Source organism: Frankia sp. AgB1.9, from assembly GCF_016786355.1.
Taxonomy (GTDB): Bacteria; Actinomycetota; Actinomycetes; order Frankiales; family Frankiaceae; genus Pseudofrankia.
On sequence record NZ_JADWYX010000021.1, the window covers coordinates 39,263 to 61,814 of the forward strand.

The 22,552-nt window shown below is 74.0% G+C and carries 21 protein-coding genes; 4 read left to right on the forward strand and 17 right to left on the reverse strand.

Translation table 11 applies throughout. The features are described from left to right. Positions 1–75 precede the first annotated feature (75 nt). Entirely contained in the window at positions 76–1,299 is a 1,224-nt protein-coding gene (locus I6A60_RS10360; RefSeq protein ID WP_203055601.1) for a serine/threonine-protein kinase, read from the reverse strand. Between the two features lie 421 nt (positions 1,300–1,720). Between I6A60_RS10360 and I6A60_RS10365 the strand changes: the two genes are divergently transcribed. Next, the gene (locus I6A60_RS10365) at positions 1,721–2,761 is read left to right on the forward strand and encodes a YafY family protein (RefSeq protein WP_238435177.1); all 1,041 of its coding nucleotides are present in this window, start codon (positions 1,721–1,723) and stop codon (positions 2,759–2,761) included. Here I6A60_RS10365 and I6A60_RS10370 read toward each other — a convergent pair. Both I6A60_RS10370 and I6A60_RS10375 read right to left on the reverse strand, forming a co-directional pair. Further along, the gene (locus tag I6A60_RS10370) at positions 2,730–3,398 is read right to left on the reverse strand and encodes a helix-turn-helix domain-containing protein (RefSeq protein WP_307873623.1); all 669 of its coding nucleotides are present in this window, start codon (positions 3,396–3,398) and stop codon (positions 2,730–2,732) included. The two genes, I6A60_RS10365 and I6A60_RS10370, sit on opposite strands and share 32 nt — an antisense overlap. A 53-nt stretch (positions 3,399–3,451) precedes the next feature. Next, positions 3,452–4,228, reverse strand: coding sequence for a pirin-like bicupin family protein (locus I6A60_RS10375; protein ID WP_203023537.1), 777 nt, complete (start codon positions 4,226–4,228; stop codon positions 3,452–3,454). 106 nt (positions 4,229–4,334) lie between these two features. Here I6A60_RS10375 and I6A60_RS10380 point away from each other — a divergent pair, with 106 nt between their 5' ends. From I6A60_RS10380 to I6A60_RS43960, 3 genes are all read left to right on the forward strand, one after another. Then, the gene (locus I6A60_RS10380; RefSeq protein ID WP_238435158.1) at positions 4,335–7,082 is read left to right on the forward strand and encodes a carbamoyltransferase HypF; all 2,748 of its coding nucleotides are present in this window, start codon (positions 4,335–4,337) and stop codon (positions 7,080–7,082) included. Positions 7,083–7,206: 124 nt separating this feature from the next. Then, positions 7,207–7,602: a toll/interleukin-1 receptor domain-containing protein gene (locus I6A60_RS10385; protein ID WP_203023536.1), complete on the forward strand. Its 396-nt coding sequence runs from the start codon at positions 7,207–7,209 to the stop codon at positions 7,600–7,602. A 172-nt stretch (positions 7,603–7,774) separates the two neighbouring features. Beyond that, a complete protein-coding gene (locus tag I6A60_RS43960) occupies positions 7,775–8,896 on the forward strand; it encodes a HEAT repeat domain-containing protein (RefSeq protein ID WP_374486941.1) in 1,122 nt (373 codons plus the stop codon). 17 nt (positions 8,897–8,913) lie between these two features. Here I6A60_RS43960 and I6A60_RS10400 read toward each other — a convergent pair whose 3' ends face one another. The 14 genes from I6A60_RS10400 to I6A60_RS10460 form a co-directional block, all read right to left on the reverse strand. Beyond that, positions 8,914–9,297: a hydrogenase maturation nickel metallochaperone HypA gene (locus tag I6A60_RS10400; protein WP_203023533.1), complete on the reverse strand. Its 384-nt coding sequence runs from the start codon at positions 9,295–9,297 to the stop codon at positions 8,914–8,916. A 71-nt stretch (positions 9,298–9,368) separates the two neighbouring features. After that, positions 9,369–10,598, reverse strand: a complete 1,230-nt coding sequence (locus I6A60_RS10405; RefSeq protein WP_238435159.1) for a hydrogenase expression/formation protein HypE — start codon at positions 10,596–10,598, stop codon at positions 9,369–9,371. Further along, positions 10,595–11,737, reverse strand: a complete 1,143-nt coding sequence (gene hypD, locus I6A60_RS10410) for a hydrogenase formation protein HypD (RefSeq protein WP_203023532.1) — start codon at positions 11,735–11,737, stop codon at positions 10,595–10,597. Before hypD ends, I6A60_RS10405 begins: the two co-directional genes overlap by 4 nt. A 116-nt stretch (positions 11,738–11,853) precedes the next feature. Then, complete coding sequence (locus tag I6A60_RS10415) at positions 11,854–12,126, reverse strand: HypC/HybG/HupF family hydrogenase formation chaperone (protein ID WP_203023531.1); 273 nt, start codon at positions 12,124–12,126, stop codon at positions 11,854–11,856. Between the two features lie 33 nt (positions 12,127–12,159). Continuing rightward, positions 12,160–12,264, reverse strand: coding sequence for a hypothetical protein (locus I6A60_RS43965; RefSeq protein WP_374113346.1), 105 nt, complete (start codon positions 12,262–12,264; stop codon positions 12,160–12,162). Continuing rightward, on the reverse strand, positions 12,264–12,902 hold the full coding sequence (locus I6A60_RS10420; protein ID WP_203042235.1) for a hydrogenase maturation protease: 639 nt from the start codon (positions 12,900–12,902) through the stop codon (positions 12,264–12,266). Before I6A60_RS10420 ends, I6A60_RS43965 begins: the two co-directional genes overlap by 1 nt. A gap of 26 nt (positions 12,903–12,928) precedes the next feature. Then, a complete protein-coding gene (locus I6A60_RS10425; protein WP_203015092.1) occupies positions 12,929–14,515 on the reverse strand; it encodes a hypothetical protein in 1,587 nt (528 codons plus the stop codon). Further along, positions 14,512–15,219 (reverse strand): DUF6084 family protein, encoded by a 708-nt coding sequence (locus I6A60_RS10430; RefSeq protein WP_203015094.1) that lies wholly within the window; start codon positions 15,217–15,219, stop codon positions 14,512–14,514. Before I6A60_RS10430 ends, I6A60_RS10425 begins: the two co-directional genes overlap by 4 nt. A 1-nt stretch (position 15,220) precedes the next feature. After that, the gene (locus tag I6A60_RS10435) at positions 15,221–15,973 is read right to left on the reverse strand and encodes a DUF5947 family protein (RefSeq protein WP_203015096.1); all 753 of its coding nucleotides are present in this window, start codon (positions 15,971–15,973) and stop codon (positions 15,221–15,223) included. Further along, positions 15,970–16,389, reverse strand: coding sequence for a hypothetical protein (locus tag I6A60_RS10440; protein ID WP_203015099.1), 420 nt, complete (start codon positions 16,387–16,389; stop codon positions 15,970–15,972). Before I6A60_RS10440 ends, I6A60_RS10435 begins: the two co-directional genes overlap by 4 nt. 29 nt (positions 16,390–16,418) lie before the next feature. After that, on the reverse strand, positions 16,419–18,209 hold the full coding sequence (locus I6A60_RS10445; RefSeq protein WP_203015102.1) for a nickel-dependent hydrogenase large subunit: 1,791 nt from the start codon (positions 18,207–18,209) through the stop codon (positions 16,419–16,421). Continuing rightward, on the reverse strand, positions 18,206–19,270 hold the full coding sequence (locus I6A60_RS10450; protein WP_307873627.1) for a hydrogenase expression protein HypE: 1,065 nt from the start codon (positions 19,268–19,270) through the stop codon (positions 18,206–18,208). Before I6A60_RS10450 ends, I6A60_RS10445 begins: the two co-directional genes overlap by 4 nt. Before the next feature lie 266 nt (positions 19,271–19,536). Beyond that, a complete protein-coding gene (locus tag I6A60_RS10455; RefSeq protein ID WP_203015106.1) occupies positions 19,537–19,785 on the reverse strand; it encodes a HypC/HybG/HupF family hydrogenase formation chaperone in 249 nt (82 codons plus the stop codon). A gap of 70 nt (positions 19,786–19,855) precedes the next feature. Then, the gene (locus tag I6A60_RS10460) at positions 19,856–22,474 is read right to left on the reverse strand and encodes a cation-translocating P-type ATPase (RefSeq protein ID WP_203015108.1); all 2,619 of its coding nucleotides are present in this window, start codon (positions 22,472–22,474) and stop codon (positions 19,856–19,858) included. Positions 22,475–22,552: the final 78 nt, after the last annotated feature.

The following is a 22,552-nucleotide window of genomic DNA, read 5'->3' on the forward strand; positions in this document are numbered from 1 at the left end:
AGCGGCGTTCCTGGCTGGCGCTCTGAGCGGCAGGGTTGGGCGGGGACCTCCTGGCGCCGCGTCAGGCCGTTGCGGTCAGGAGCGGTGGCGGCGCAGGTCGGGCAGTTTGCGCACCCAGGGACGGGCCCGGTCCGCCAGGTCGGCCAGGCGGGCGGCGGTCGACCTCGGGTCCTGAGGCTGCTGAGCCTGAAGCGGGGGCTCGGGGGTTGCCCAGGGCGCTGGGGGTGCTGGGGGCGCTAAAGGCGTCGGGGGCGCCGGGGGTGTCTGGGGCGCTAAGGGCGTAGGGGGTGCCGGTGGGGCCGGGGGTGGCGACGGGGCCGGCCGCCGGCCGGCGCCGGGTGGCGCGAGCGGGAGGAGCGCGGCGGTGCCGATGGGGAGCCGCTGGGTCGCCTCGCCGTCGAACTCGGCGGCCTCGGCCGTCGCGTTGGCCTCGGCGGCCACGTCCATGAGACCGAGCAGCAGCTCGCGGGCCGGGGGCCGGCGGGCGGGGTCCTTCGCGAACGCGCGGGCGACGACGGGGCGCAGCGCGGCGGGCAGGCCGGTCAGGTCGGGCGGGTCGTGCATCACCCGGCGCAGCAGCTCCATCAGGGACGGCTCGCCGAACGGGGGCCGGCCCGTCGCGGCGAAGGCGACGATGGCGCCCCAGGCGTGCACGTCGGTCGCGGTCGTCGCGGGCAGGTCGCGGGCCTGCTCGGGGGCCATGAAGACCGGGGTGCCGAGCCGGCCGATGGTGATGTTGGTGGCGTCGTCGAGCGGGCGGCAGATCCCGAAGTCGATCACCCGCCAGCCGGATCGGGACAGCATGATGTTGCCGGGCTTCAGGTCCCGGTGGATGACGCCGGCCGCGTGGATCGCCGTCAGCGCCGAGGCGACCGAGACCGCGAGCCGCTCCAGCTCGGCCGGCGGCAGCGGTCCGCTTTGCTCGACGGCGGTGCCCAGCGTCGGGCCGTCGATGAACTCCGTCACCAGGTACGGCCGGCGCGCGGCGACGTCGACGTCGAGGACCTCGGCGGTGCAGAACCGGGCCACTCGCCGGGCCGCCCGCGCCTCGCGGCGGAACCGCTCCCGGAACGCCGGCAGCTGGGCCAGGTCCTCGTCGATCACCTTGACCGCGACCAGCGGACCGGTCTCGGTGCGCCCGGGCCGGCTGGTGGCGTCCGGGTCGGTGTTCTCGGCGAGGCGGCGGGCGAGGTAGACCGAGCTCATCCCGCCCTTCCCGAGCAGCCCCAGCACCCGGTACGGGCCGATCCGGCGCGGGTCACCCGGCCCGAGGGGGATCACGTCCGGCAGCCCGACCACCCCGTCCCAGCGACGCGACGCCAGGCGTCGCCTCGCGCGCCGGCTCCTTGCACGGATCTTCCTCCCCGGAGGCTATCTTCCCGGTCCTCGGTGACGTAGGCCCGCTGGCCCCCGGACCGGCTTCGGTCCCGCTCCTCGACCGGGCTATTGCGGCCAGCTTCTGGCCCTGTTCGACGGCATGCTGGAGGCGTGCCGGACCCGGATCGCCGCGTCTTCCGAGGAGACAGCCGTGCCTGACGAGCCCGCGGTGCCCAACGAGCCAGGCCGGCCCATCGAGCCGGACCCGCTCAGGAAACCGGTCGCGATCGAGGAGCACGACGCCTTCGACGAGACCGGCGAGCCGGACGAGACAAGCGGGCCGGACGAGACGGACGACGGGACCGGTCACGCAGGGTCGCCGGGCACGTCGCCGAGCGCGCGGATGCTCCGGCTGCTGGCACTGCTGCAGACCCACCGGTACTGGGCCGGGGCGGAGCTGGCCGAGCGGCTGGCCGTGAGCGCGCGGACGCTGCGTCGCGACGTCGAGCGGCTGCGCGAGCTGGGCTACCCCGTCCGGGCCAGCCGGGGCGTGGCCGGCGGGTACCAGCTGAAGGCCGGCGCGGCCGTGCCGCCGCTGCTGCTGGACGACGACGAGGCAGTGGCGATCATCGTCGGGCTGCGCGCGGCCGTCACCGGCTCGGTGGCCGGGATCGAGGAGGCGTCGGTCCGGGCGCTGGCGAAGGTCATCCAGGTGATCCCGCGCCGGCTGCGGCACCGCGCCGACGCGCTCGGCGCCTACACCGTGCCGGTGGCGGTCGCCGGCCCGCCCGTCGACGCGGCGCTGCTGACCGCGCTGGCGCTGGCGGCGCGGGCGGACGAGCAGGCGCGGTTCGACTACACCGACCGGGAGGGCAACGCCAGCCGCCGCCGGGTAGAGCCACACCGGCTGGTGTCACTGGGCGGTCGCTGGTACCTCGTCGGGTTCGACGTGAACCGGGACGACTGGCGCACGTTCCGGCTGGACCGGATCGCCGGGCCGCTGACGACCGGGCCGCGGTTTCGGCCCCGCGAGCTGCCGGGTGGCGACGCCGCCGCGTTCGTGCGCGCGGCCGTGCGGACCGGGCCGTCCCGGGAGAGTCACCAGGTGGAGGTGCTCGTCGACGCGCCGGTGGAGGCGGTCGCCCGGGTCGTCGGCCGCTGGGGGACCGCCGAGCCTGCCGGGGACGCCGAACCGGCTGGGGACGGGGGGCCGGCCGGCGACGCGGAGCCGGGCCGCTGCCGGCTGCGGATGGCCGCCGACGACCTGGCCTGGCCCGCGCTCGTGCTCACCCGGGTCGGCGCGCCGTTCACGGTCGTCGGGCCGCCGGCCTTCGCCGAGCACGTCCGTGCCGTCGGGCGCCTGTTCGCCGCGGCGGCCGGGTCCTCGCCGGCCATTTCCTCGGCGGTCGAGGTCAGCGGCCCTGCGGGCGGTAGCAGGCCATGATCTGGGTGACCTGGGCCGGGTCGAGCGCCGAGGCCGGCAGCGGGCTCGGAGCGTCGCGGCTGGTCCGCAGGCCGTCGAGCATGATCGCCAGGAAGCGCCGCCAGGACTCGGGGGCCACGTCGCGGGTGAAGTCGGCGACGGCGGTCAGCATCAGCTGGACCAGCCCGAGGTCGGTGCCGGCGACGTCGGGCCGCAGCTGGCCGGCCAGCGGGGCCCGCTCGACCAGGGCGAAGAACAGCGGCCCGATCCGGTCCCGGTCGGCGGAGATCCGGGCCCGCCCGTGCGCCGTCGAGAAGACCAGCTCCTTGAGGCCGCGGTCGGCGACCTGGCGGGCGGTCGCCTGGTCGAGGAAGGACACCAGCCCGCTCCACGGGTCCTCGTCGCGCAGGCACTCCTCGGCGAGCTCCACCAGCTTGCCGATCCGGTCCTCGAACAGGGCCTCGATCAGCAGCTCCTTGGTCGGGAACCGCCGGTAGAACGTGCCGATGCCCACCCCGGACCGCCGGGCGATCTCATCGGTCGTGACGTCGAGGCCCTGCTCGGCGAACGCCGCCGCCGCGCCTTCCAGAATTCGCCGGCGGTTGCGTTCGGCGTCCCGCCGCAGCGGCCGGTGCGCCATGGCCGTCTGCTCCGTCACATCGCTGATCGTAGCCGCCGGCCTCGTCAGCCACCTTCGGTCGAGCGAGCCGCCTAGCCGCGGACGGTGGCGTGCATCTCCCAGACCAGGATCTCGCTCGGCTCGGTCGCGGTGACGGTGTTGCCGCCGGTCGCGGTGAAGCGGACGGCGTCGCCCTGGCTCAGCGCGCCCTCGCCCTCCAGCGTCACCGCGCCGTTCGGGACGAACAGGTGCAGGAACGGCGCGTCGGGCAGGGTCACGGTCCGGCCCGGCTCCAGGCGGGCGGCGTGCAGGGCGGCGTACTTGTTCGAGATGCGGATGGCCGCCTGGTCGGCGTCCCGCTCCAGGCCGGACGCGACCGTCACCAGGCCGCCCGCGAGCAGCTCGCCGTCGATCTCCAGCTGCTCGTAGCCGGGCTCGACGCCGGCCGCGTCCGGGACGACCCACATCTGGACGAAGTGCACGGGCTCGGTGTGCTCGTCGGCGCCGGTCAGCCGCCAGGCGTCGTTCTTCTCGGAGTGCAGGATGCCGGTGCCGGCGCTCATCCGCTGGGCCAGGCCCGGGTAGATGACGCCCGAGGTCCCGATCGAGTCCTGGTGGACGAGGGCGCCCGACAGCACCCAGGTGACGATCTCCATGTCCCGGTGTGGGTGCGTATCGAAGCCGGTGCCCGGCGCGACGATGTCGTCGTTGTTGACCAGCAGCAGGCCGTGGTGGGTGTTGGTCGGGTCGTAGTGGTGCCCGAACGAGAACGAGTGCTTGGAGTCGAGCCAGCCGATCCGGGTCGCGGACCGGTCGTCCGCGCGCCGGATGTCGACGCTGGCCTCGCGGTTCGTGGTCGCTGCAGCCATGGTGGCTGTCCTTCTCTCTGGTGCGGTGTATCTGGTCTGCTAGGTAGTTGCTGACGCAACTATCTAAAGCGACGAGGGTCCGGGGTCATTCCCCGGTCCACAAGGTATGACTGCGAGCCGGACCTCGGCGGCGGCTGACACCGGCGACAAGATCGCTGTCTCGGCCCGCGGATGGCTGCGCCGGGGTCCCGGCTACGACCGCCTGAGGGCCGAAGGGGCGATCTTCGCGCTGTCGCCGGTCGTGGTGGCGCGGGCTGGTTGGCGGGTGGCCGGGAACACTGCGGCCATGGTGAGCCGGACCGGGCGAGACAACGTGGGCGGACCTGCCACGTCGGATGCCGATGGCCAGGGCGGGGTCGAGCGGATCGCCGTCGACGTGGACGGGATCGTGCAGGGAGTGGGGTTCCGCCCCTTCGTCTACGCACTGGCCAGCCGTCAGCACCTCGTCGGTGAGGTCGCCAACAGCCCGACCGGCGTCCACATCGAGGCGTCGGGCAGCAGGTCGGCGATCAAGGCGTTCCTGGCCGCGCTGCGCGACGAGGCGCCGCCCCTCGCCGTCGTCGAGGAGATCGTGGTCCGTGAGCGGTCCACGGATGAGCAGCCGACCCGCGGGTACCAGCCAACGGTCGGGCGGGCGGGGGTGCCGGTGGGCGAGCCGGCAGACACCGACCGGGCCGAGACCCGCGTCGGCTTGGCGGCGCGACCAGGCCGGGCCGGCCTCCCGGCGGGCGGCGGGTTCCGGATCGCCGCGAGCGAGGCCGCGGGCGCGCGCACCACCCTGGTGTCGGCGGACTGCGCGACCTGCGCGGACTGTCTGGCCGAGCTCGCCGACCCGGCCGACCGCCGGTACCGCTACCCGTTCATCAACTGCACGAACTGTGGCCCCCGGTTCACGATCATCCGGGATGTCCCGTACGACCGGCCCGCGACGACGATGGCCGGGTTCGCGATGTGCCTGGCCTGCGCGGCCGAGTACCACGACCCCGCTGACCGGCGGTTCCACGCCCAGCCGGTGTGCTGCTCCGACTGCGGCCCTCGGCTGCGCCTGCTCGACCGGGCCGGCCGGCCGCTCGACGTGGACCCGATCGAGCGGTCCGCCGAGCTGCTGCGGGCGGGCGCGGTGCTCGCGATGAAGGGGCTCGGTGGTTACCACCTGGCCGTCGACGCGCGCTCCGAGGCCGCGGCGGCCCGGCTGCGCGGCCGCAAGCACCGCGCGGACAAGCCGTTCGCGGTGATGGTCGCCGACGTGTCCGCCGCCCGGGAGCTGTGCGCCGTCGGGCCGGTGGCCGAACGGCTGCTCACCGGCCGGCGCCGGCCGATCGTGTTGCTGGACGCGCTGGGTGGCAACCGCGGCGTCGCCCCGTCCGTCGCGCCGGGGACCCGCCAGCTCGGGGTGATGACGCCGTACACGCCGGCGCACCACCTGCTGCTCGCCGCGTTCGGCGGCCCGCTGGTGCTGACCAGCGGGAACGTGTCCGACGAGCCGATCGTGTACCGCGACGACGAGGCCTTCGACCGCCTCGGCCCGATCGCGGACTACTTCCTCGTCCACGACCGCCCGATCCACATCCGTGCCGACGACTCGGTCGTCCGCGTCCTCCCGGCCCTGCCGAGCGGGCCGGAGCGGGAACGGGGCCTGGCGGGCGAGTCGGCCCGGCGGTCCACGGGAGAGCCGGACTCACGGTCAGTGGTGGAGCGGGAGCAACTGGTCCGCCGGGCCCGGGGGTACGCGCCGGAACCGCTCGGTATGGCCCGGGAGACGCCGCGCCCGGTCCTCGCCTGCGGAGCGGAGCTGAAGAGCACGTTCTGCCTGACGCGCAGCCGGTACGCCTTCGTCTCCCAGCACGTCGGCGACCTGGAGAACTACGAGACCTTCAGCGCTTTCACCGCCGGCATCGCCCACTACGAGCGGCTCTTCGACGTCCGTCCCGAGGTCATCGCCCACGACCTGCATCCGGAGTACCTGTCGACGAAGTACGCGCTGGACCGCTCCGAGGACGACGGCCTGGCCGTGGTCGGGGTTCAGCATCATCACGCGCACATCGCGTCCTGCCTCGCGGACAACCGGCACTCCGGCCCCGTGCTCGGCGTGGCCTTCGACGGCCTGGGATACGGCATCGACGGCACCCTGTGGGGCGGTGAGGTTCTGCTCGCCGACCTGACCGGCTTCACGCGACTTGCCCACCTGGATCCCGTCGCGATGCCCGGCGGCGCCGCAGCGATCCGTGCCCCGTGGCGGATGGCCGCGGCCTACCTGACCGCGGCCGGGGTGGACGCCGCCGGGCTGTCCGTCCGCGAGCGGAACGCCGCCGACTGGGAGTCGATTGTCGCGATGGCCGATCGGGGTGTCGCCGCGCCGCTGACGAGCAGCGCGGGCCGGCTGTTCGACGCCGTGGCCGCGATCCTCGACGTGCGCGACACCGTGAACTACGAGGGCCAGGCCGCGATCGAGCTCGAACAGCTCGCCGACCCGGCGGAACGGGAGTCCTACCCGCCGCCGAGGATCGTTCGGCCGCCCCGACCTGCCCTGGACCCGTGGCGGATCCAGGGCATCGACCTGGTGGCCGCCGTCGTAGAGGACCTGCGTGCCGGCACCGACCACGCCCGCGTCGCCGCCCGGTTTCACGCGACACTCGCCCGGACCATCGTCACCGTCTGTGAACGTCTCGCCGAGCAGACCGGCGTCCGCACGGCCGCCCTGTCCGGCGGCGTCTTCGCCAACCAGCGCCTGCTCGACGAGGTGAGCGTCGGGCTCCGCGCCGCCGGCCTGACCGTCCTGACGCACTCCCGCGTCCCGACCAACGACGGCGGCATCAGCCTTGGCCAGGCAGCGGTCGCCGGCGCCCAGCGCTGAGCAGGCAGGACGCCTCCGGCGAGGTGCAGGCTGGACGCCTCCGGCGACGTCCCGGCACGAACCCTTCTGGTGCGCTACGTGCTGCTGAAGTCACCGCCAGTTCGAGGCGGATCCGGGGGGCCAGGTGGCAAAGGTCTTCGTGTCTCATCGGGGCGTCGACGCGGTCCCCGCCGAGCGGCTGGCCCGGGACCTCCAGGCCGCGGGCCACGAGGTCTGGCTGGACCTGTGGGAGATCGAGATCGGGGACTCGATCGTCGAGAAGATGAACGAGGGGCTTGCCGGAGCCCAGTACGTCGTGCTCTGCCTGTCGGTCGCCGGGGTGACCGCGCCCTGGATAACCCGAGAGTGGGCGCCGGCCGTGGCGCGGCAGCTGGAGAACAGCGGCACCCGGCTGCTGCCGGCGGTGCTGACCGGCCACGAGGCGCCGGCGCTGCTCGCGGACCTCAAGGCCGCCGATCTGACGGCCGACTGGCGGGCCGGTGTCGACGCCCTGCTGCGGGCGATGGACCGGGCCCGGTGACCTGGACGGTCGTGCTCGCCACGGCGCCGGGCGAGGGAGCGCTGGCCGAGGCGGTCGCCGGGCCGCTGCGGGGTGCGGGCTACGCCGTCTGGCACGAGGGCGAGGTGCTGGTCGGCGAGAGCCTCGTCGAGGAGGCCGCCCGGGCGCTCATGGCCGGCGGGCCGGTGGTGCTGTGCGGGACGGTCCGGGCGGTGGGCACCAGGTTCGCCCGCCGGCTGGTCCGCGCGGCCCAGGCGAGGAGCGACCGGGTCCGGGTCTTCCCACTGCTGATGGACTCCGAGGCGGACGTCGAGAGCCTCACGTTCGCCGAACGAGTCGCGGACTACTGGCGCGACCCGGCGGCCGCGATGGACGAGCTGCTCGCCGCGCTCGCAGCGCCGTCCAGGACGAGGACGACAGTGTCCGACAGGCGGCGGTACGCGCGCTCGCCGAGGGCTTTCCTGACCATCCCGACACGTTGCCGCTGCTGTACGAGCGCGCGACCGAGGACTCCGACACGTACGTCCGAGGCGGCGCCCTGCACGCCCTCGGCACATACACGCGCGACAGTCACCGCGCCCGGGCCTTCCTGCTGGGCCGGCTCGGCGCGGACCCGGACGGGTTCGTCAGAGGCATGGCCGTATGGGCTGTCGCCAGCGGCTGGCCCGACCATCCGGACACTCGGCCGTGCCTGGTCACGCTCGTACGCGAGGAAGCCGTCCCCGTCGTCCGGTCGGAGGCCGTGAAGACGGTCGCGCGGGTGTGGAAGGACGATCCCGCCACCCTGTCCCTGGTGCGCGACCGGGCCGTCCACGACGACGACCCGGTCGTGCGGGCCGACTCGTTGAAGGTTCTCGCCGCGAGATGGCCGGGCGTCCCCGATCTCGCTCCACTGCTGCTGGACCGCGCTGCGCGCGACGAGGCCGTGGACGTCCGGGAGGCGGCGATCCGGGCGGTCACGGTCGGCTGGTACGACGACCCCGCCACGCTGGCGGTCCTGTGCGACCGGGCTGTGCGGGACCCCCACTGGCAGGTCCGGCGGACGGCGCTGGAGGCGATCGTGACCGGCTGGCTCGACGACGCCGGCACGCTGGGACTCGTGCGTGATCGCGCCACCCGCGACGACGGTCCCGAGGTGCGGGCGCGAGCGCTCCAGGCGATCGCCGCGGACTGGCACGACCATCCGGAGACGCCGCCGCTGCTGCGCGACCGGGCGACCGGCGACCCCGACAGGCTGGTCCGGACAGCGGCGGCGGAGGCGATCGAGGCCGGCTGGCCGGGCGAGGGCGAGGCCCGCGGCCTTCCACAACCCTGAGCCCTGAGACGCCTGCCTCAGCCGGAGCCCGCCTGGTTGGCGGCCGGAGCGTCGGGCGCGAGCTCGACGCCCAGCACCCGCAGCTGCTGGCCGTCCTGGACCATGAGGTCGGTGCCGCCGCAGCTCGGGCAGGTGGCGAGCGGGTCGGCGACGTCGACGGTATGTCCGCAGCTCCGGCAGGTCCCGTGGCCGGCCGGCTCGGTGACGTCGAGGCGGGCGCCCTCCAGGGGCGTCCCGGCGGCGGCGAACTCGAAGCAGCCCCGCACGGACTCGGCTGTGTACCCGGACAGCCGCCCGATCTCCAGGCGGACCGCCGCGACCTTCGCTCCCGGCGGCGCCGCGCTGGCCAGCCGGTCGGTGACCCGTTCGACGATCTCCGTGGTCACACCCATCTCGTGCATCGACATGCCTCCTCGTCGGTGGGGCCGTCGCCGCGACGCGGCCGGTGAGCCCGGCCCCGGTCAGGCCCCGGTCAGCAGATGCGAGGGAGTGGGTCGCCGACGAGCATGTCGACGATGCGGGTGCCGCCGAAGGCCGTGTTGAGCAGGACCAGGCCGGGCGGGTCGTCCACCACGCGGCCGATGACGGTCGCGCCGGCACCCAGCGGGTCGGCCAGCAGGGCGGCCAGCGCGGCGTCGGCGGCCTCGGGGGCGACCACGGCGACGAGCCGGCCCTCGCAGGCGACGTAGAGCGGGTCGATCCCGAGCAGCTCCGCGGCGCCGCGGACGGCCTCGCGGACCGGCACGGCGTCCTCGTCGATGACGACGCCGACGCCGGCCGCCATCGCCAGCTCGTTCAGGACCGTCGCCACGCCGCCGCGGGTCGCGTCGCGCATTGTCCGCACCCCACCGCCGTGCTCTGGGCCTGAGGTGGCGGTCAGCAGCCGTTCGACCAGGCCGGACAGGGGTGCGGTGTCCGACCGCAGGTCCGCCTCCAGGTCGAGCTCGCCGCGGGCGAGCATGATCGTGATGCCGTGGTCGCCGATCGGGCCGGAGACGAGCACGAGGTCGCCGGGCCGCGCGTGCGCCATCCCGAGGCGGTCGACGCGGTCGGGATCCGTGGGCCGGTGACCGGGCGGGGTGTAGCCGACGGGCCACGGACCGACCGGGTCGTCGGCGGCGACCACCCCGTCCATCGGCAACTCGTCGTCGAAGGCGCCGCCGCCCGGGTGGAACACGCCGAGGCCGGTCGTGTTGACGTAGCAGCCGTCGGCCCGGCCGCGGGGGACGACCTTGGTGTCGCCGGTGACCAGGCTGACGCCGGCCGCGCGGGCGGCCTCGGCCATCGCGGCGACGACCCGGCGCAGGTCGGCGACCGCGAAGCCCTCCTCCAGCACGAACCCGCAGGTCAGGTACAGCGGCTTGGCGCCGCAGACCGCCAGGTCGTTGACGGTGCCGTTGACGGCCAGGTCGCCGATGCAGCCGCCGGGGAAGAACAGCGGCGTCACGACGTAGGAGTCGGTGGTCAGGACGAGGCGCGCCCCGCCGGCCTCGACGTGGGCGCCGTCGTCGAGCGCCTCCAGCGCCGGGTTGCGGAACGCCTCCAGGAACACGGCGTCGACGAGCGCGGCCGTCGCCTTGCCGCCGGCGCCGTGCGCCATCGTGATGTGCTCATCGCGCAGCTTCGGGCGCCGCCGCCGCGCTGTCTCGATCCGGTCCAGCACCCGGCGCTCCCGGGTCGCGTCGTCGACCTGCGTCGTCATGCCCCGGTCACCTCCAGGCCGGCGGCCGCGCGGACGCGGGCGCGGGTGAAGCGGCCGAAGTTGTAGTACGCGGCGCAGGCGCCCTCCGCGGAGACCATGCAGGTCCCGATCGGGGTCTCCGGGGTGCACGCGGTGCCGAAGACCTTGCACTCCCAGGGCTTGATCACACCCTTGAGGACCTCACCGCACTGGCAGGCCTTCGGGTCGGCGACCCGGATCCCCGGCACCTCGAAACGGCGCTCCGCGTCGAACGCGGCGTACTCGTCGCGCACCCGCATCGCCGAGGCCGGGATCGTGCCCAGGCCGCGCCACTCGAACGTCGGGCGGACCGTCATCACCTCGTCGATCGCGGCGATGGCCCGCGGGTTGCCGTACCAGGGGACGACCCGGGTGTACTGGTTCTCCACCTCGCACCGCCCGTCGGCCAGCTGGCGCAGCAGCAGGTGGATCGAGCGCAGGATGTCCAGCGGCTCGAAGCCCGACACGACGATCGGCCGGTGGTAGTCCTCGGCGACGAACCGGTACGGCTCGCAGCCGATCACGCAGGAGACGTGGCCGGGCCCGATGAACCCGTCGAGGCGCTGGTCGGGGTCGTCGAGGATCGCCCTGATCGCCGGGTTCACCAGGACGTGGTTGCAGAACACCGAGAAGTTCTCGATCCCCTCGGCGGCGGCCCGCTTGACCGTCAGCGCCGTGGACGGGGTCGTCGTCTCGAAGCCGATCGCCATGAAGACGACCTGGCGGTCCGGGTTGGCCTTCGCGATCCGCAGCGAGTCCAGCGGGGAGTAGACCATCCGGATGTCGGTTCCCTCGGCGTTCGCGTCCAGGAACGAGCCGTGGCTGCCGGGGACCCGCATCAGGTCGCCGAACGTCGTCATGATCACGTCTGGCTGCCGGGCGATGTGCATCGCGTCGTCGACGCGGCCCATCGGGATCACGCACACCGGGCAGCCCGGGCCGTGGACCAGCGTCACCGTCTCCGGCAGGTAGTCCTCCAGACCGTGCTTGTAGATCGTGTGCGTGTGACCGCCGCATACCTCCATCAGCCGGTACTGCCGGTCGGGCGCGACGCTGCCGGCGATCTCGCCCGCCAGTGCCCGCGCCGCGTCGGCGTCCCGGTACTCGTCCACGAACCGCACGGCCCGGCCCCCCTTCCTGGTCGTCGTCGGCTGCCGCCGTCGTGTCGCGGCCAGCCTGCGCCCGGTCGTCCAGACGCCCGGTCTGTGCAGGCGCTGGTCGTCCAGGCGCTGGTCGTCTAGGCGATCGACGAGGCGCGCAGGGCGTCGAGCTCGTCGTCGTAGGCGCGCCCGATGCCCTCGAGGAACTCCATCGCGGCCGCGGCCTCCCGTTCGTCGATCTTCGAGAGCGCGAACCCGACGTGGATGAGGACCCAGTCGCCGGGGCGCGGTGGGTCCTGCGTGAGCAGGCCGATGTTGACCGCCCGCCGAACCCCGCTGACCGCCACGGTCGCGATGTCCGGCCTTTCGGTCGACAGGCTGACGACCTCCCCGGGAATCCCGAGACACATGAGCGAACCCCCTTCACTTCACATCCGGCCACGTCACATTCGGCGCATCTCCAGGTAGCGGTGCAGGTCCGGGTACACGGACTTCGCGGCGACCGTCGCGCCGGCGGCCACCAGGCTCGCGACCAGCAGCTTGTGCATCACGTCGGGCTCCTTCCCCGCGCGGGCCGCCCCGGTGGCGCCTGCGCTCGCTGTCCGGTCTCGCCGGTGAGGACCGCGCGCACGAGGCGGGCCGCGGGCTCGACGGCGGCGACGACCGGTGGGCTCAGGCCCAGGCCCTCCTCGACCCGGGCCGGCACGCAGCCGACCAGCAGCACCCGCTCGGGACCGCCGCCGAGCAGCGCCAGCAGCCGCAGCACCGCGTCGGGCGTCATCGCGTGCCCGTCCCCGGGCGTGCTGGCGGGCGGGGGCACGGCCTCGGTCTCGGTCGTCGCGGGGCCGTGGCCCGGGGTAGCGGTCCAGGCCGCCGCCGCCGGAGCGGGCAGCTCCAGCAGCCGTAGGTCCCCGGGCTGGGCCAGCTCGGCGCGTCCGCCGGACGGTCCGGTGACGGGACCGTCCGGCGGGCTTACCGGCCAGGGCGGCACCGCGTCGATGAGCAGCAGCTCGTCGCAGCCGCCGGCCGCGTCGAACGCCAGGTGCGTCCCGGCGATCCCGTAGTCGGCCACGGTGACCCCGGGCGGCAGTTGCGGCCCGGCGGCGAGCCGGCCGACGACCGCGACCCCGAAGCCATCGTCCCCGAGCAGCACGTTGCCCACACCGGCGACCAGGGTCCGCGTCATGGCAGTCCGTGTCCTGGCTGTCCGTGTCATGGCCGGGCCTCGCCGGGCTCGGCGCGGTCCAGCGGGACGAGCTCGCCGGGGGCGAAGTAGCGGTAACGGCCGACGGCGGCGGCGAGGTCGGCGCCCGGGTCGTCGTCGAGCGTGACGGCGACGTGGGTCGCGCCGTCGAGGTCGCGCAGCACGGCGGCGACGGTGGCGACCCGGCCGGCGAGGAACATGTCCTGCGCGTCCGCCGACGTGGCGGCCGGCTTCAGTCGCACCTTGCTGCCCACCGAGACGGCGACGCCGTCGATCAGGACCGGCTCGTCGGTGGCCGCGGCGCGATCGTCGGCCCGCGGATCCCAGGGCGCCAGATCGACGAGATCGTCGGCCCCGCCTTCCGGTTCGTCCGACGTCCGCGCGTCCCGGGCCGGACCGGTGACGCGGACCTCGCGGACGGCGCCGTGCAGGCGTTCGAGCAGCTCGGGTGCCAGGTGGTCGGCCCGGTCGAGCAGGTCGGCGGCGCGCGGGTCGGTCGACCGGGCGAGGGCCTTCTCCTCGTCGGTCAGGGTCTGCGTGCGCAGCGTCAGCATCTCGTCGATCTCGGTGGCGTCGAAGAACGGCGCGATGCTCTCCTCGGCGACCCGCGGGTTGTCCGGCAGGATGATCGGCGCTGCCAGCACCGTGTCGGCGCAGCCCGTGCCGCCGCCGACGAGGACGGGCCAGGCCCGCTCGTTGCGGCAGTCCGCGGCGTAGGTGGCGGCCCACTCGGGCGGCTCGGTCAGCGACAGGAACCGCCAGCCCGGGGCCGAGAGGACCAGGTGCGCGGCGATCAGCGACCGGCCCAGCGCCGCGTCGCGGGCCGCGGCCCGGTCGCCCGGCGCCTGCTCGGCCGAGGCCGGCGGGGGCGACCAGGCCGAGACGTTGCGCAGCTCGGCGGTCAGCCGGGCCACCCGGTAGGGCCCGGGCAGCCAGCGGGCGGTCAGGCGCAGCTCGGCGTCGAGCCGGTGCCAGGCCCGGACGACCCGGCCCGTCGGCTCCCGCCCGGCCGCAGGCGGGCTGAAGACCCGTGGGCCGGCCGGGTCGGTGTGGGCGTCGGCCGGCTCGACGTCCCGGCCGGCCGGCGCCGTCAGCGGGACGATCCAGGCCTCCGGCTCGGCGGGCGAGGCGGGTTCGGCGGGGGAGCGGCCGAGCAGGCCGGCGAGCGGGACGAGCGTGTCCTCCTCGCGGGGCGTCGCCTCCTGGCCGGCGCGCAGGTCACCGCGCGCCGTGGCGACCAGCTCCGCGGGGACGAAGGTGGCGCCCTGGCGGGCCCACACGGTCCGTTCGACGGCGTGCAGGAACCGGGTGCGCACGTGGACCGTGCCCAGCTCGGTCGCCCAGTGCGGCGAGCCCGCCTCGCTGTGGCAGGCGAGCCCGGCTCCCGCGCTCGGCAGGTGCTCCAGCAGGCACTCGGTGCGCGACGACGCGTGCTCGCCGCCGGCGGCCGCGACGGCCGGGGGAACGAGGACGCCGAACTGCCAGCGGACCTGGTTCTTCAGGGCGCCCGAGTGATACGGGTACAGCAGGTAGCCCTCGTACAGCACCGCGTCCGCGACCTCGCGGGCGGCGTCGAAACCGGTGGGCGCGGTCATGAGGTGACCTCTCGGCGACTGCGGCCCTCGGCGCGGGCCGGGCTCGGATCCCCGGCACCGGCCGGGGTCGGGTCGGGTTCGGCACCGGCGAGCAGCTCGCTGATCGCGTCGTCCCAGGTCGGGATCGCGTGGGCGACCTTGTAGCGGCCGACGGCGTCGATGGTCTCGCGGCGCAGCCGGACCCAGGCCTCGCCGGGGAAGTAGGCGTCCATCAGCCGCTGCCAGACCGTGACCGGCAGCCGGTAGCTCGCCTCCAGGTGCCAGGGCACCGGCTCGACCTGCATCCCGTCGAGCGTCGCGCCGAAGACGGTGCCGCTGAACAGCAGCGACAGCGGGATCACCCCGGTCCGCAGGGCGTGGAAGTACTTGCCGGCCGCGACCTCCAGGTCGTAGCTGACCGGGATCCGCAGCGGTACCTCGGTGGAGCCGACGAACGACCCGACCAGCGCCGACACGGTCGCGAACGGGAACGCCCGCATCGTGCGGCCCCAGCGGGCCGGTTCGCCGAACAGGTAGCGCAGCAACTCCCGCTCGTCGTCGCGGTAGCCGCGGGTCGCCGGCTCGATCCGGATCTGGCAGCGCAGCGCGATCGCCTGGACCGAGAACCCGGTCGTCTCGGCGACCCGCAGCCGGGCCGTGAGCGTCGGGCTCGCCGCGTAGGGCTCCGGCTGGATGTCCAGGCAGTCGAACGCGAACTCGGCCACGTCAGCTCACCTCCTGCGGCACGCGGCCGGCCCGGGCCGTGTCGCCAGCCGCGACGGTCCGGCTGGCCGCGCCGGCGCGGCGGCGGGCGTCGGCCAGGAAGTCGGCGATCTCGCTTGTCACCGCCGGACCGCCGGCGAACCCGGTCCAGGCGCGTCGAATCCGCCCGATCAGGGCGTAGCAGGCGTCCACCGGCAGGAGGAACGCCTCGCAGCCGTCCGCCGGGGCGTCGTCCGGCCGGTAGAGCAGCACCGCCTCGACGTCGGACGCGGGCGCCGGGAACCCGGGGTCGGCGGCGAGCGCGGCCCGCCAGGTCGCGGCGATCCGGTCCGGCGCCACGGTCGACTCGGTGGCGCCCGCCGGGCTCGGGTAGAACAGCGCGAGCCGCCCGGCGTGCGAGTCCTGCACGAGGAACGCGAGCTCGACCGGGATCTCCAGCGCGGCCCAGCGCGGGCCGTCCAGCGGGAACCGCGGGTGGTGGGCCCGGCCGTCACCGACCGCGCGCAGCCGCCCGCCGCCCGCGCCGGCGGAGGCGAACAGCAGCCGGCAGGCCTGGCAGGCGCACCGGATCGACCGGTCCACGACGTCGACCACGTGCCCATGGCCGATGCCACCGGGCCCGGCGGCGCCGGGCTGCTCGGGCGGGAGCGGCTCGCCGCAGAACTCGCACCGGCAGCCGGCCGGATCGCCGCCGCCGGCCGGTTCGAGCAGCGCGCGCCGCAGCGACACCAGCCAGCGGTCGGGCTGGCCGGTCATCGCCCGGCTCCCGCCCGCGCGACGGCCGGCGCGACCGTCAGCGGCAGGATCCGTCGCCCGTCAGGTTGCGGCGGGCCCGGCGGGGCCTCGTCGTGGGGGTTCGGCGTGACCCCGTCGGGGTGCAGGTCGTGCAGCGCGAGCAGGTCGCCGACGAGGTCGTCGTCGGCCAGCCGGCGCAGCGTCGCCGGGGGCACCAGCGCGGCCACCCGGTCGAGCCCGGCGCCGTAGAAGCGCATCAGCGTGCGGACCAGCTCGTGGGCGAGCGCGCGCAGCCGTGGGTCGGCGCAGCCGTCGACGTCGGCCAGCAGCGCGTCGAGGCGCGCGGCGGTCCGGGCACCGGACTCGTCGTCTGGTTCCTCTGGTTGCTCAACGGCGGCCCGCACGGGACCGGGACCGGCGGCCAGGTCGAACGCCATCGGCGACACCTCCTCGGGCCTGGCGCGGCTCACCCGGCCGGGGTGAACGCGTGCGGGGAGTGGGTGACGTCGACGGTGCGGCCGGCGCCGGTGTACATGTGGACGCCGCACGGCAGGCACGGGTCGAAGCTGCGGACCGCCCGCATGATGTCGATACCCTTGAACCGCTCCGGCGGGTTCTCCTCGAAGATCGGGGTGCCCATCACGGCGTCCTCGTAGGGTCCGGCGGTGCCGTAGACGTCGCGGACGCTGCCGTTCCACGGGGTCGGCGGGTACGGGTGGTAGTTCGCGATCTTCCCGCCGCGGATGACCATGTGGTGCGACAGGACGCCGCGGACCGCCTCGGTGAAGCCGCAGCTGGCCGCCTCGTCGGGCACCTCGAACGGCTCCCAGGTCTTCGTGTTGCCGGCGCGCACCTCGTCCAGCGCCCGCTGGACGAACGTCAGGGCCGCCGCGGCCGCATAGGCCTGGAAGTAGGTCCTGGCCCGGTTGCGCTCCAGCGCGTTGCTCCAGCGCGGGATCGTCCACTCGAACGTCCGCTCGGGCTTCGTCGCCGTGCGCGGCAGGTTGATCAGCACGCTGTGGCCCGTCGCCTTGATGTGGTCGAGGTCGACGAGGCCCGACAACGCGGTGCTCCACAGCCGGGCGATCGGGCCGCCGCCGGTGTCCAGCGGCAGATGGTCGGTGCCGTCGAACCAGCGCGGCGACATCACCCAGGAGTAGCGCTTGTCGAAGTCCCGCTTCTCCGGCCGCGGAATCGTGTGCTGGTTCCACGGGTGCCGACGGTCGACCGGGTTTCCCAGCGCGTCCTCGGTGACGAACATCGGCTGGTCTTCCCAGTCCTCGTAGAACGAGCTGCCGAGCAGGATGCGGATACCGAGGTTGATGTCGACCAGGTTGTTGGTGAGCAGCTTCCCGTCCACGATGACGCCCGGGGTGACGAACATGCGCCGGCCCCAGTCGGCCATGTTCTCGTACCTGAAGTCGCAGTGCGCCGGGTCGTTGAACGAGCCCCAACAACCGAGCATCACCCGGCGGCGGCCGACCTCCTCGTAACCCGGCATCGCCTGGTAGACGAAGTCGAAGAGGTCGTCGTGCATCGGCACGACCCGCTTGAGGAACTCGATGTAGCGCATCAGGCGTGACAGGTAGTCGGTGAACAGCTGCACCGACGCGACCGTCCCCACCCCGCCCGGATATAGCGTCGACGGGTGGACGTGCCGGCCCTCCATCAGGCAGAACATCTCCCGGGTGGATCGGCTCTGCGCCAGCGCCTCCCGGTAGAACTCCCCGGAGATCGGGTTGAGGCCGCGCATGATGTCGCCGATCGTGCGGAACCCGTGCTCGTCCGCGTGCGGGCACTCGGTGGCGTTCGCGAGCGCCAGGACGCCGGGATTCGTCTCGGCGACCATCTTCTCGCAGTAGTCCACCCCGACCAGGTTCTCCTGGTAGATGTTGTGGTCGAACATGTACTCGGCTGCCTCACCGAGATTCACGATCCACTCGCCGAGCGCCGGCGGCCGTACCCCGTAGGCCATGTTCTGGCAGTAGCAGGAGCAGGTGGCGTGGTTGTCGCCGCAGATCCCGCAGATCCGGGACGTGATGAAATGCGCGTCGCGCGGGTCCTTGCCCTTCATGAAGATGCTGTAGCCGCGGAAGATCGACGACGTGCTGTGGCATTCCGCCACCCGCTTGGCCGCCCAGTCGATCTTCGTGTAGATGCCGAGGCTGCCGACGATCCGGGTGATCGGGTCGAAGTTCATCTCGATGAGGTTGCTCTGTTCGGCGCCGGTCTGCGGGCGCATCGCCGTCGTGGTCATCGCGCGCCCTCCCTGACGCGGCCGGCGGGTGTGCCGGCGGCTGTGTCGGCGCCGGCGCGGTAGCCGGTCAGCAGCTCGTCACCGGGCCGACGCCACTTCGGCTCCCGGTCCGCGGTGTGCATGGTGATCTTGCGAAGGTTGGTGATGACCTTCCCGTACACCGTGCTCAGGCCGCTGGAGACCTTCGCGCCCGGCGGGGTGTCCATGAACGGCATGAACCGGTCCGGGAAGCCGGGCATCGTGCAGGCGATGCAGATCCCACCGACGTTCGGGCAGCCACCCACCCCGTTCATCCAGCCGCGCTTGGGGACGTTGCACTTCACCACCGGCCCCCAGCAGCCGAGCTTGACCAGGCATTCCGGCTCGCCGTACGCGTGGGCGAAGCGGCCCTCCTCGTAGTAGCCGGCCCGGTCGCAGCCGTCGTGGACGGTTGCGCCGAACAGCCAGCGTGGCCGCAGCTGGTCGTCCAGCGGGATCATCGGTGCCTGGCCGGAGGCCTGGTAGAGCAGGTAGACGATCGTCTCGGACAGGTTGTCCGGCTGGATCGGGCAGCCCGGCACGCACACGACCGGGATGCCGGCCGACGACTTCCAGTCCCAGCCGAGGTAGTCGGGCACGCCCATCGCGCCGGTCGGGTTGCCGGCCATCGCGTGGATGCCGCCGTAGGTCGCGCAGGTCCCGACGGCGAGCACCGCGAGCGCCTTGGGCGCGAGCCGGTCGAGCCACGCGTTGACGGTGATCGGCTGGCCGGTGCTCAGGTCGGAGCCGAACCCGGTCCAGTAGCCGTCGCCGTTGATCCGCTCGTTCGGGATCGAGCCCTCGACGACCAGCACGAACGGGTCCAGCTCGCCGCGGTCGGCCTTGCGGAACCACTCGAGGAACGCGTCCGCGCCCTGCTCGGGCCCGGAGTCGAAGTCGATCAGCGGCCAGTGCACGGCGACCTTCGGCAGCCCGGGCAGCGCGCCCAGCGCGATCTCCTCGATGCTCGGCTGGGTCGCCGCCGTCAGCGCCACCGAGTCGCCGTCGCAGCTGAGCCCCGCGTTGATCCACAGCAGGTGGATCGGGTCCTGGTCCTCCCAGCTGGGGGCTCGCGCCGGCGCTACCTGGCCGGCTGGCCGCTCCCGCGTGGCCGCTCCCACGCCCAGCTTTCCCAGTTGTTCGCCGTTGCCCGTCGGCGGCGCGCTCGCCGCGCCGGCCGCCGGGTCGGTCGTCGGGTCCAAGGTCGGTGTCGACACGCCTGCTCACCCCCACCTGCCGCGTGCGGGTGGTCGGCCCCGTCTGGACGCGCCTCGGGCCGGCGGCCGTGCCAGCCTGGTCGAGGTGTGATCTAGGGCCAGGAGTCGGCCGGTGGCCCGGGGAGGACGGCGATCGCCTCACCCGCGTGTACTAGAACCCAGTCCCCAGGCTGGGCCGCCACAAGCGTTATCCCGACCTCAAGCTCGCCATCGCCTGCGGCACAGGCGGATTCCAGCCGGACGACGGCCTGGTCGGCCGCGACCCGGATCACTTGGCCCGGCAGTGCCTCGTCGGAGCACGTCACGCAGTGGGTCGTCGCGGCTTGCATTCGATCCGTCATGTCCAGTAACGGTAGGTTGCCGCGGGTGGTCCCACCAGCGGCCGGCCCGCTTCGTCCCGTTCCGCCTGCGTCAGGCCCCCGCGCGCTCGCCGTCGCCTGCGTGGGCAGCGCCAAGTTCGACCGGGTGGGGGGTGCCGTTCGGCGGGCGGACCAGCCTCCAGATGATCTCCATGAGGATCGCGGCCACGGCCGAGATCGCGAGGGCGGTCAGCGGGCCGCTGGTGCCGACCAGGGACAGCTCGAAGAACGTCTGCAGGAACGGGACGACCAGGACGAGCGCGAACAGGCCCGCCATGGCGGCGACCAACAGGACCCGCCACCACGTGTACGGCCGGGCGATCATCGCGAGGGCCCACAGCGAGACGCAGAACAGCGTGAGCGTCGCCAGCGACGTCTCGGCGCGCAGGTCGTTGTCGTAGAAGACGTTGCGGGCCAGGAAGTAGACGAGGACTGTCGCGATCCCCGCCAGCGCGCCGGCCGGGACCGCGAACCGCAGCACCCGGCCGACGAACCCGGGCCGGGCCCGGTCGTGGCTGGGCGCCAGCGCCAGGAAGAACGACGGGATGCCGATGGTCAGCGAGCTGATCAGGGTCAGGTGGCGTGGCAGGAACGGGTAGGGCACCTGGGCGGCGACCACCACGATCGCCAGCAGCACCGAGTAGACCGTCTTGGTCAGGAAGATGTTCGCGACCCGCTCGATGTTGCCGATCACCCGGCGGCCCTCGGCGACGACCGAGGGCAGCGCGGCGAAGCTGTTGTCCAGCAGGACGATCTGGGCGACGGCCCGGGTGGCGGGGCTGCCGGAGCCCATCGCGACGCCGATGTCGGCGTCCTTGAGGGCGAGCACGTCGTTGACGCCGTCGCCGGTCATCGCGACCGTCTCACCGCGGGCCTGCAGCGCCCCGACGATCTCCCGTTTCTGGTGCGGGGTCACCCTGCCGAAGATCGTGTGGGTCTCCAGCTGCTCGCCGAGCTCGGCGCGGTCCGCCGGCAGCGAGCGGGCGTCGACGGGGTCGTCGGCTCCGGACAGGCCCAGCTCGCGGGCGACGGCGCCGACCGACAGCGCGTTGTCACCGGAGATGACCTTGGTGGCGATGCGCTGGTCGGCGAAGTAGCGCAGCGTGTCGGAGGCGTCGGCGCGCAGCCGTTGCGCGATCACGACGAGCGCGACCGGCTCGACCGCACCGGCGAGGCCGCCGGCCGCGGAACCGGTGCCGCCGCCGTTCGCGGTGAGCGCTTCCGCCAGCGGGCGGTCCGAGCGGGCGAGCAGCAGCACGCGAAGGCCCCGCTCGCCGTACCCGTCGACCGTCGCGAGCGCAGGGTGGCCGGTGGCCAGCAGCACGTCCGGCGCGCCCAGCAGCCAGGTCGACTCGGTGCCGTCCGGCTCGATGAAGGCAGCGCCGGACCACTTGCGGGCCGAGGAGAACGGCGCCGCGTCGACCGGGCGCCAGCCGTCCGGCGCCGGGTACGCGTCGATGATCGCCTGCAGGCTGGCGTTCGGGCGCCGGTCCGCCGCGCCGAGCGCCCCGAGCACCGCGGCCACCCGGCCGTCCGGCGCGGTCGGCTCGTCGCCGGTCGCTGGGCTTGTACCGGCCGCCGCGTCGTGGTCGGCGGCCTGGTCCAGCGCTCGGACCTCCAGGACGTCCATGGCCGGCTCGGTGAGCGTGCCGGTCTTGTCCAGGCAGACGACGCTGACCCGGGCCAGGCCCTCGATCGCCGGCAGCTCCTGGACCAGGCAGTTGCGCGCGCCGAGGCGCACCACCCCGGCCGCGAATGCCAGCGAGGTCAGCAGCACCAGGCCCTCGGGCACCATGCTGACCAGCCCGGCGACCATCCGCCGGATCGCCTCCGGCAGGTCGTTCTGGTCGACCACCAGCTGGCTGATCACCAGCGCGATCCCGGCCGGGATGATCAGGTAGGTGACGATCCGCAGGATCCGGTTGACGCCGTTGCGCAGCTCCGAGTTCACCAGGGTGAACCTGGTCGCCTCGGCCGCGAGCCGGGCGGCGTAGGCGTCGGCACCGACCTTCGTCGCGACGAACGCCCCGGAGCCGGCGACGACGAAGCTGCCGGACATGACCTCCTCGCCCGGCTGCTTGAGCACCGGGTCGGCCTCGCCGGTGAGCAGCGACTCGTCGACCTCCAGCCCGTCGGCCTCGGTGACCGTCCCGTCGACGACGATCTTCTCGCCGGGACCGGTCTCGATGACGTCGTGCAGCACGATCTCGCCCGGGCGCACGGCCACCGCGACGCCGTCCCGGCGCACGGTCGGCTCGGCCTCGCCGATGACGGCGAGCCGGTCCAGCGTCTGCTTGGCCCGCAGCTCCTGGATGATGCCGATCACCGAGTTCGCCACGATCACCGCGCCGAACAGTCCGTCCTGGATCGGCCCGACCACGCAGATCAGCGCGAACAGCACCCCGATGATCAGGTTGATCCGGGTGAAGACGTTGGCCGCGAGGATCTCCCGGACGGTGCGGCTCGTCCGCGCCGGCACGTCGTTGACCTGGCCGGCCGCCACCCGGCTCGCCACCTCGGCCGCCGTGAGGCCGCGCGCGGGGTCCGCCGGCCAGCCGGTCGCGCCGACGATCGTGAGGCTCACGCCGTCGCCGGGCTGGACGCTGGAGCGCTCGGGGCCGTCAGGTTCCGTCGGGCCGGTGGACGGGTCAGGGTCGACCCGCTGCTCCATGTGTCCCCCTCGGGGCTCAGGCTTTCGCCGCGCGGTGCGGTCACGATCCGTGATCCGCCCGCCTGCCCGCCGGCCGAT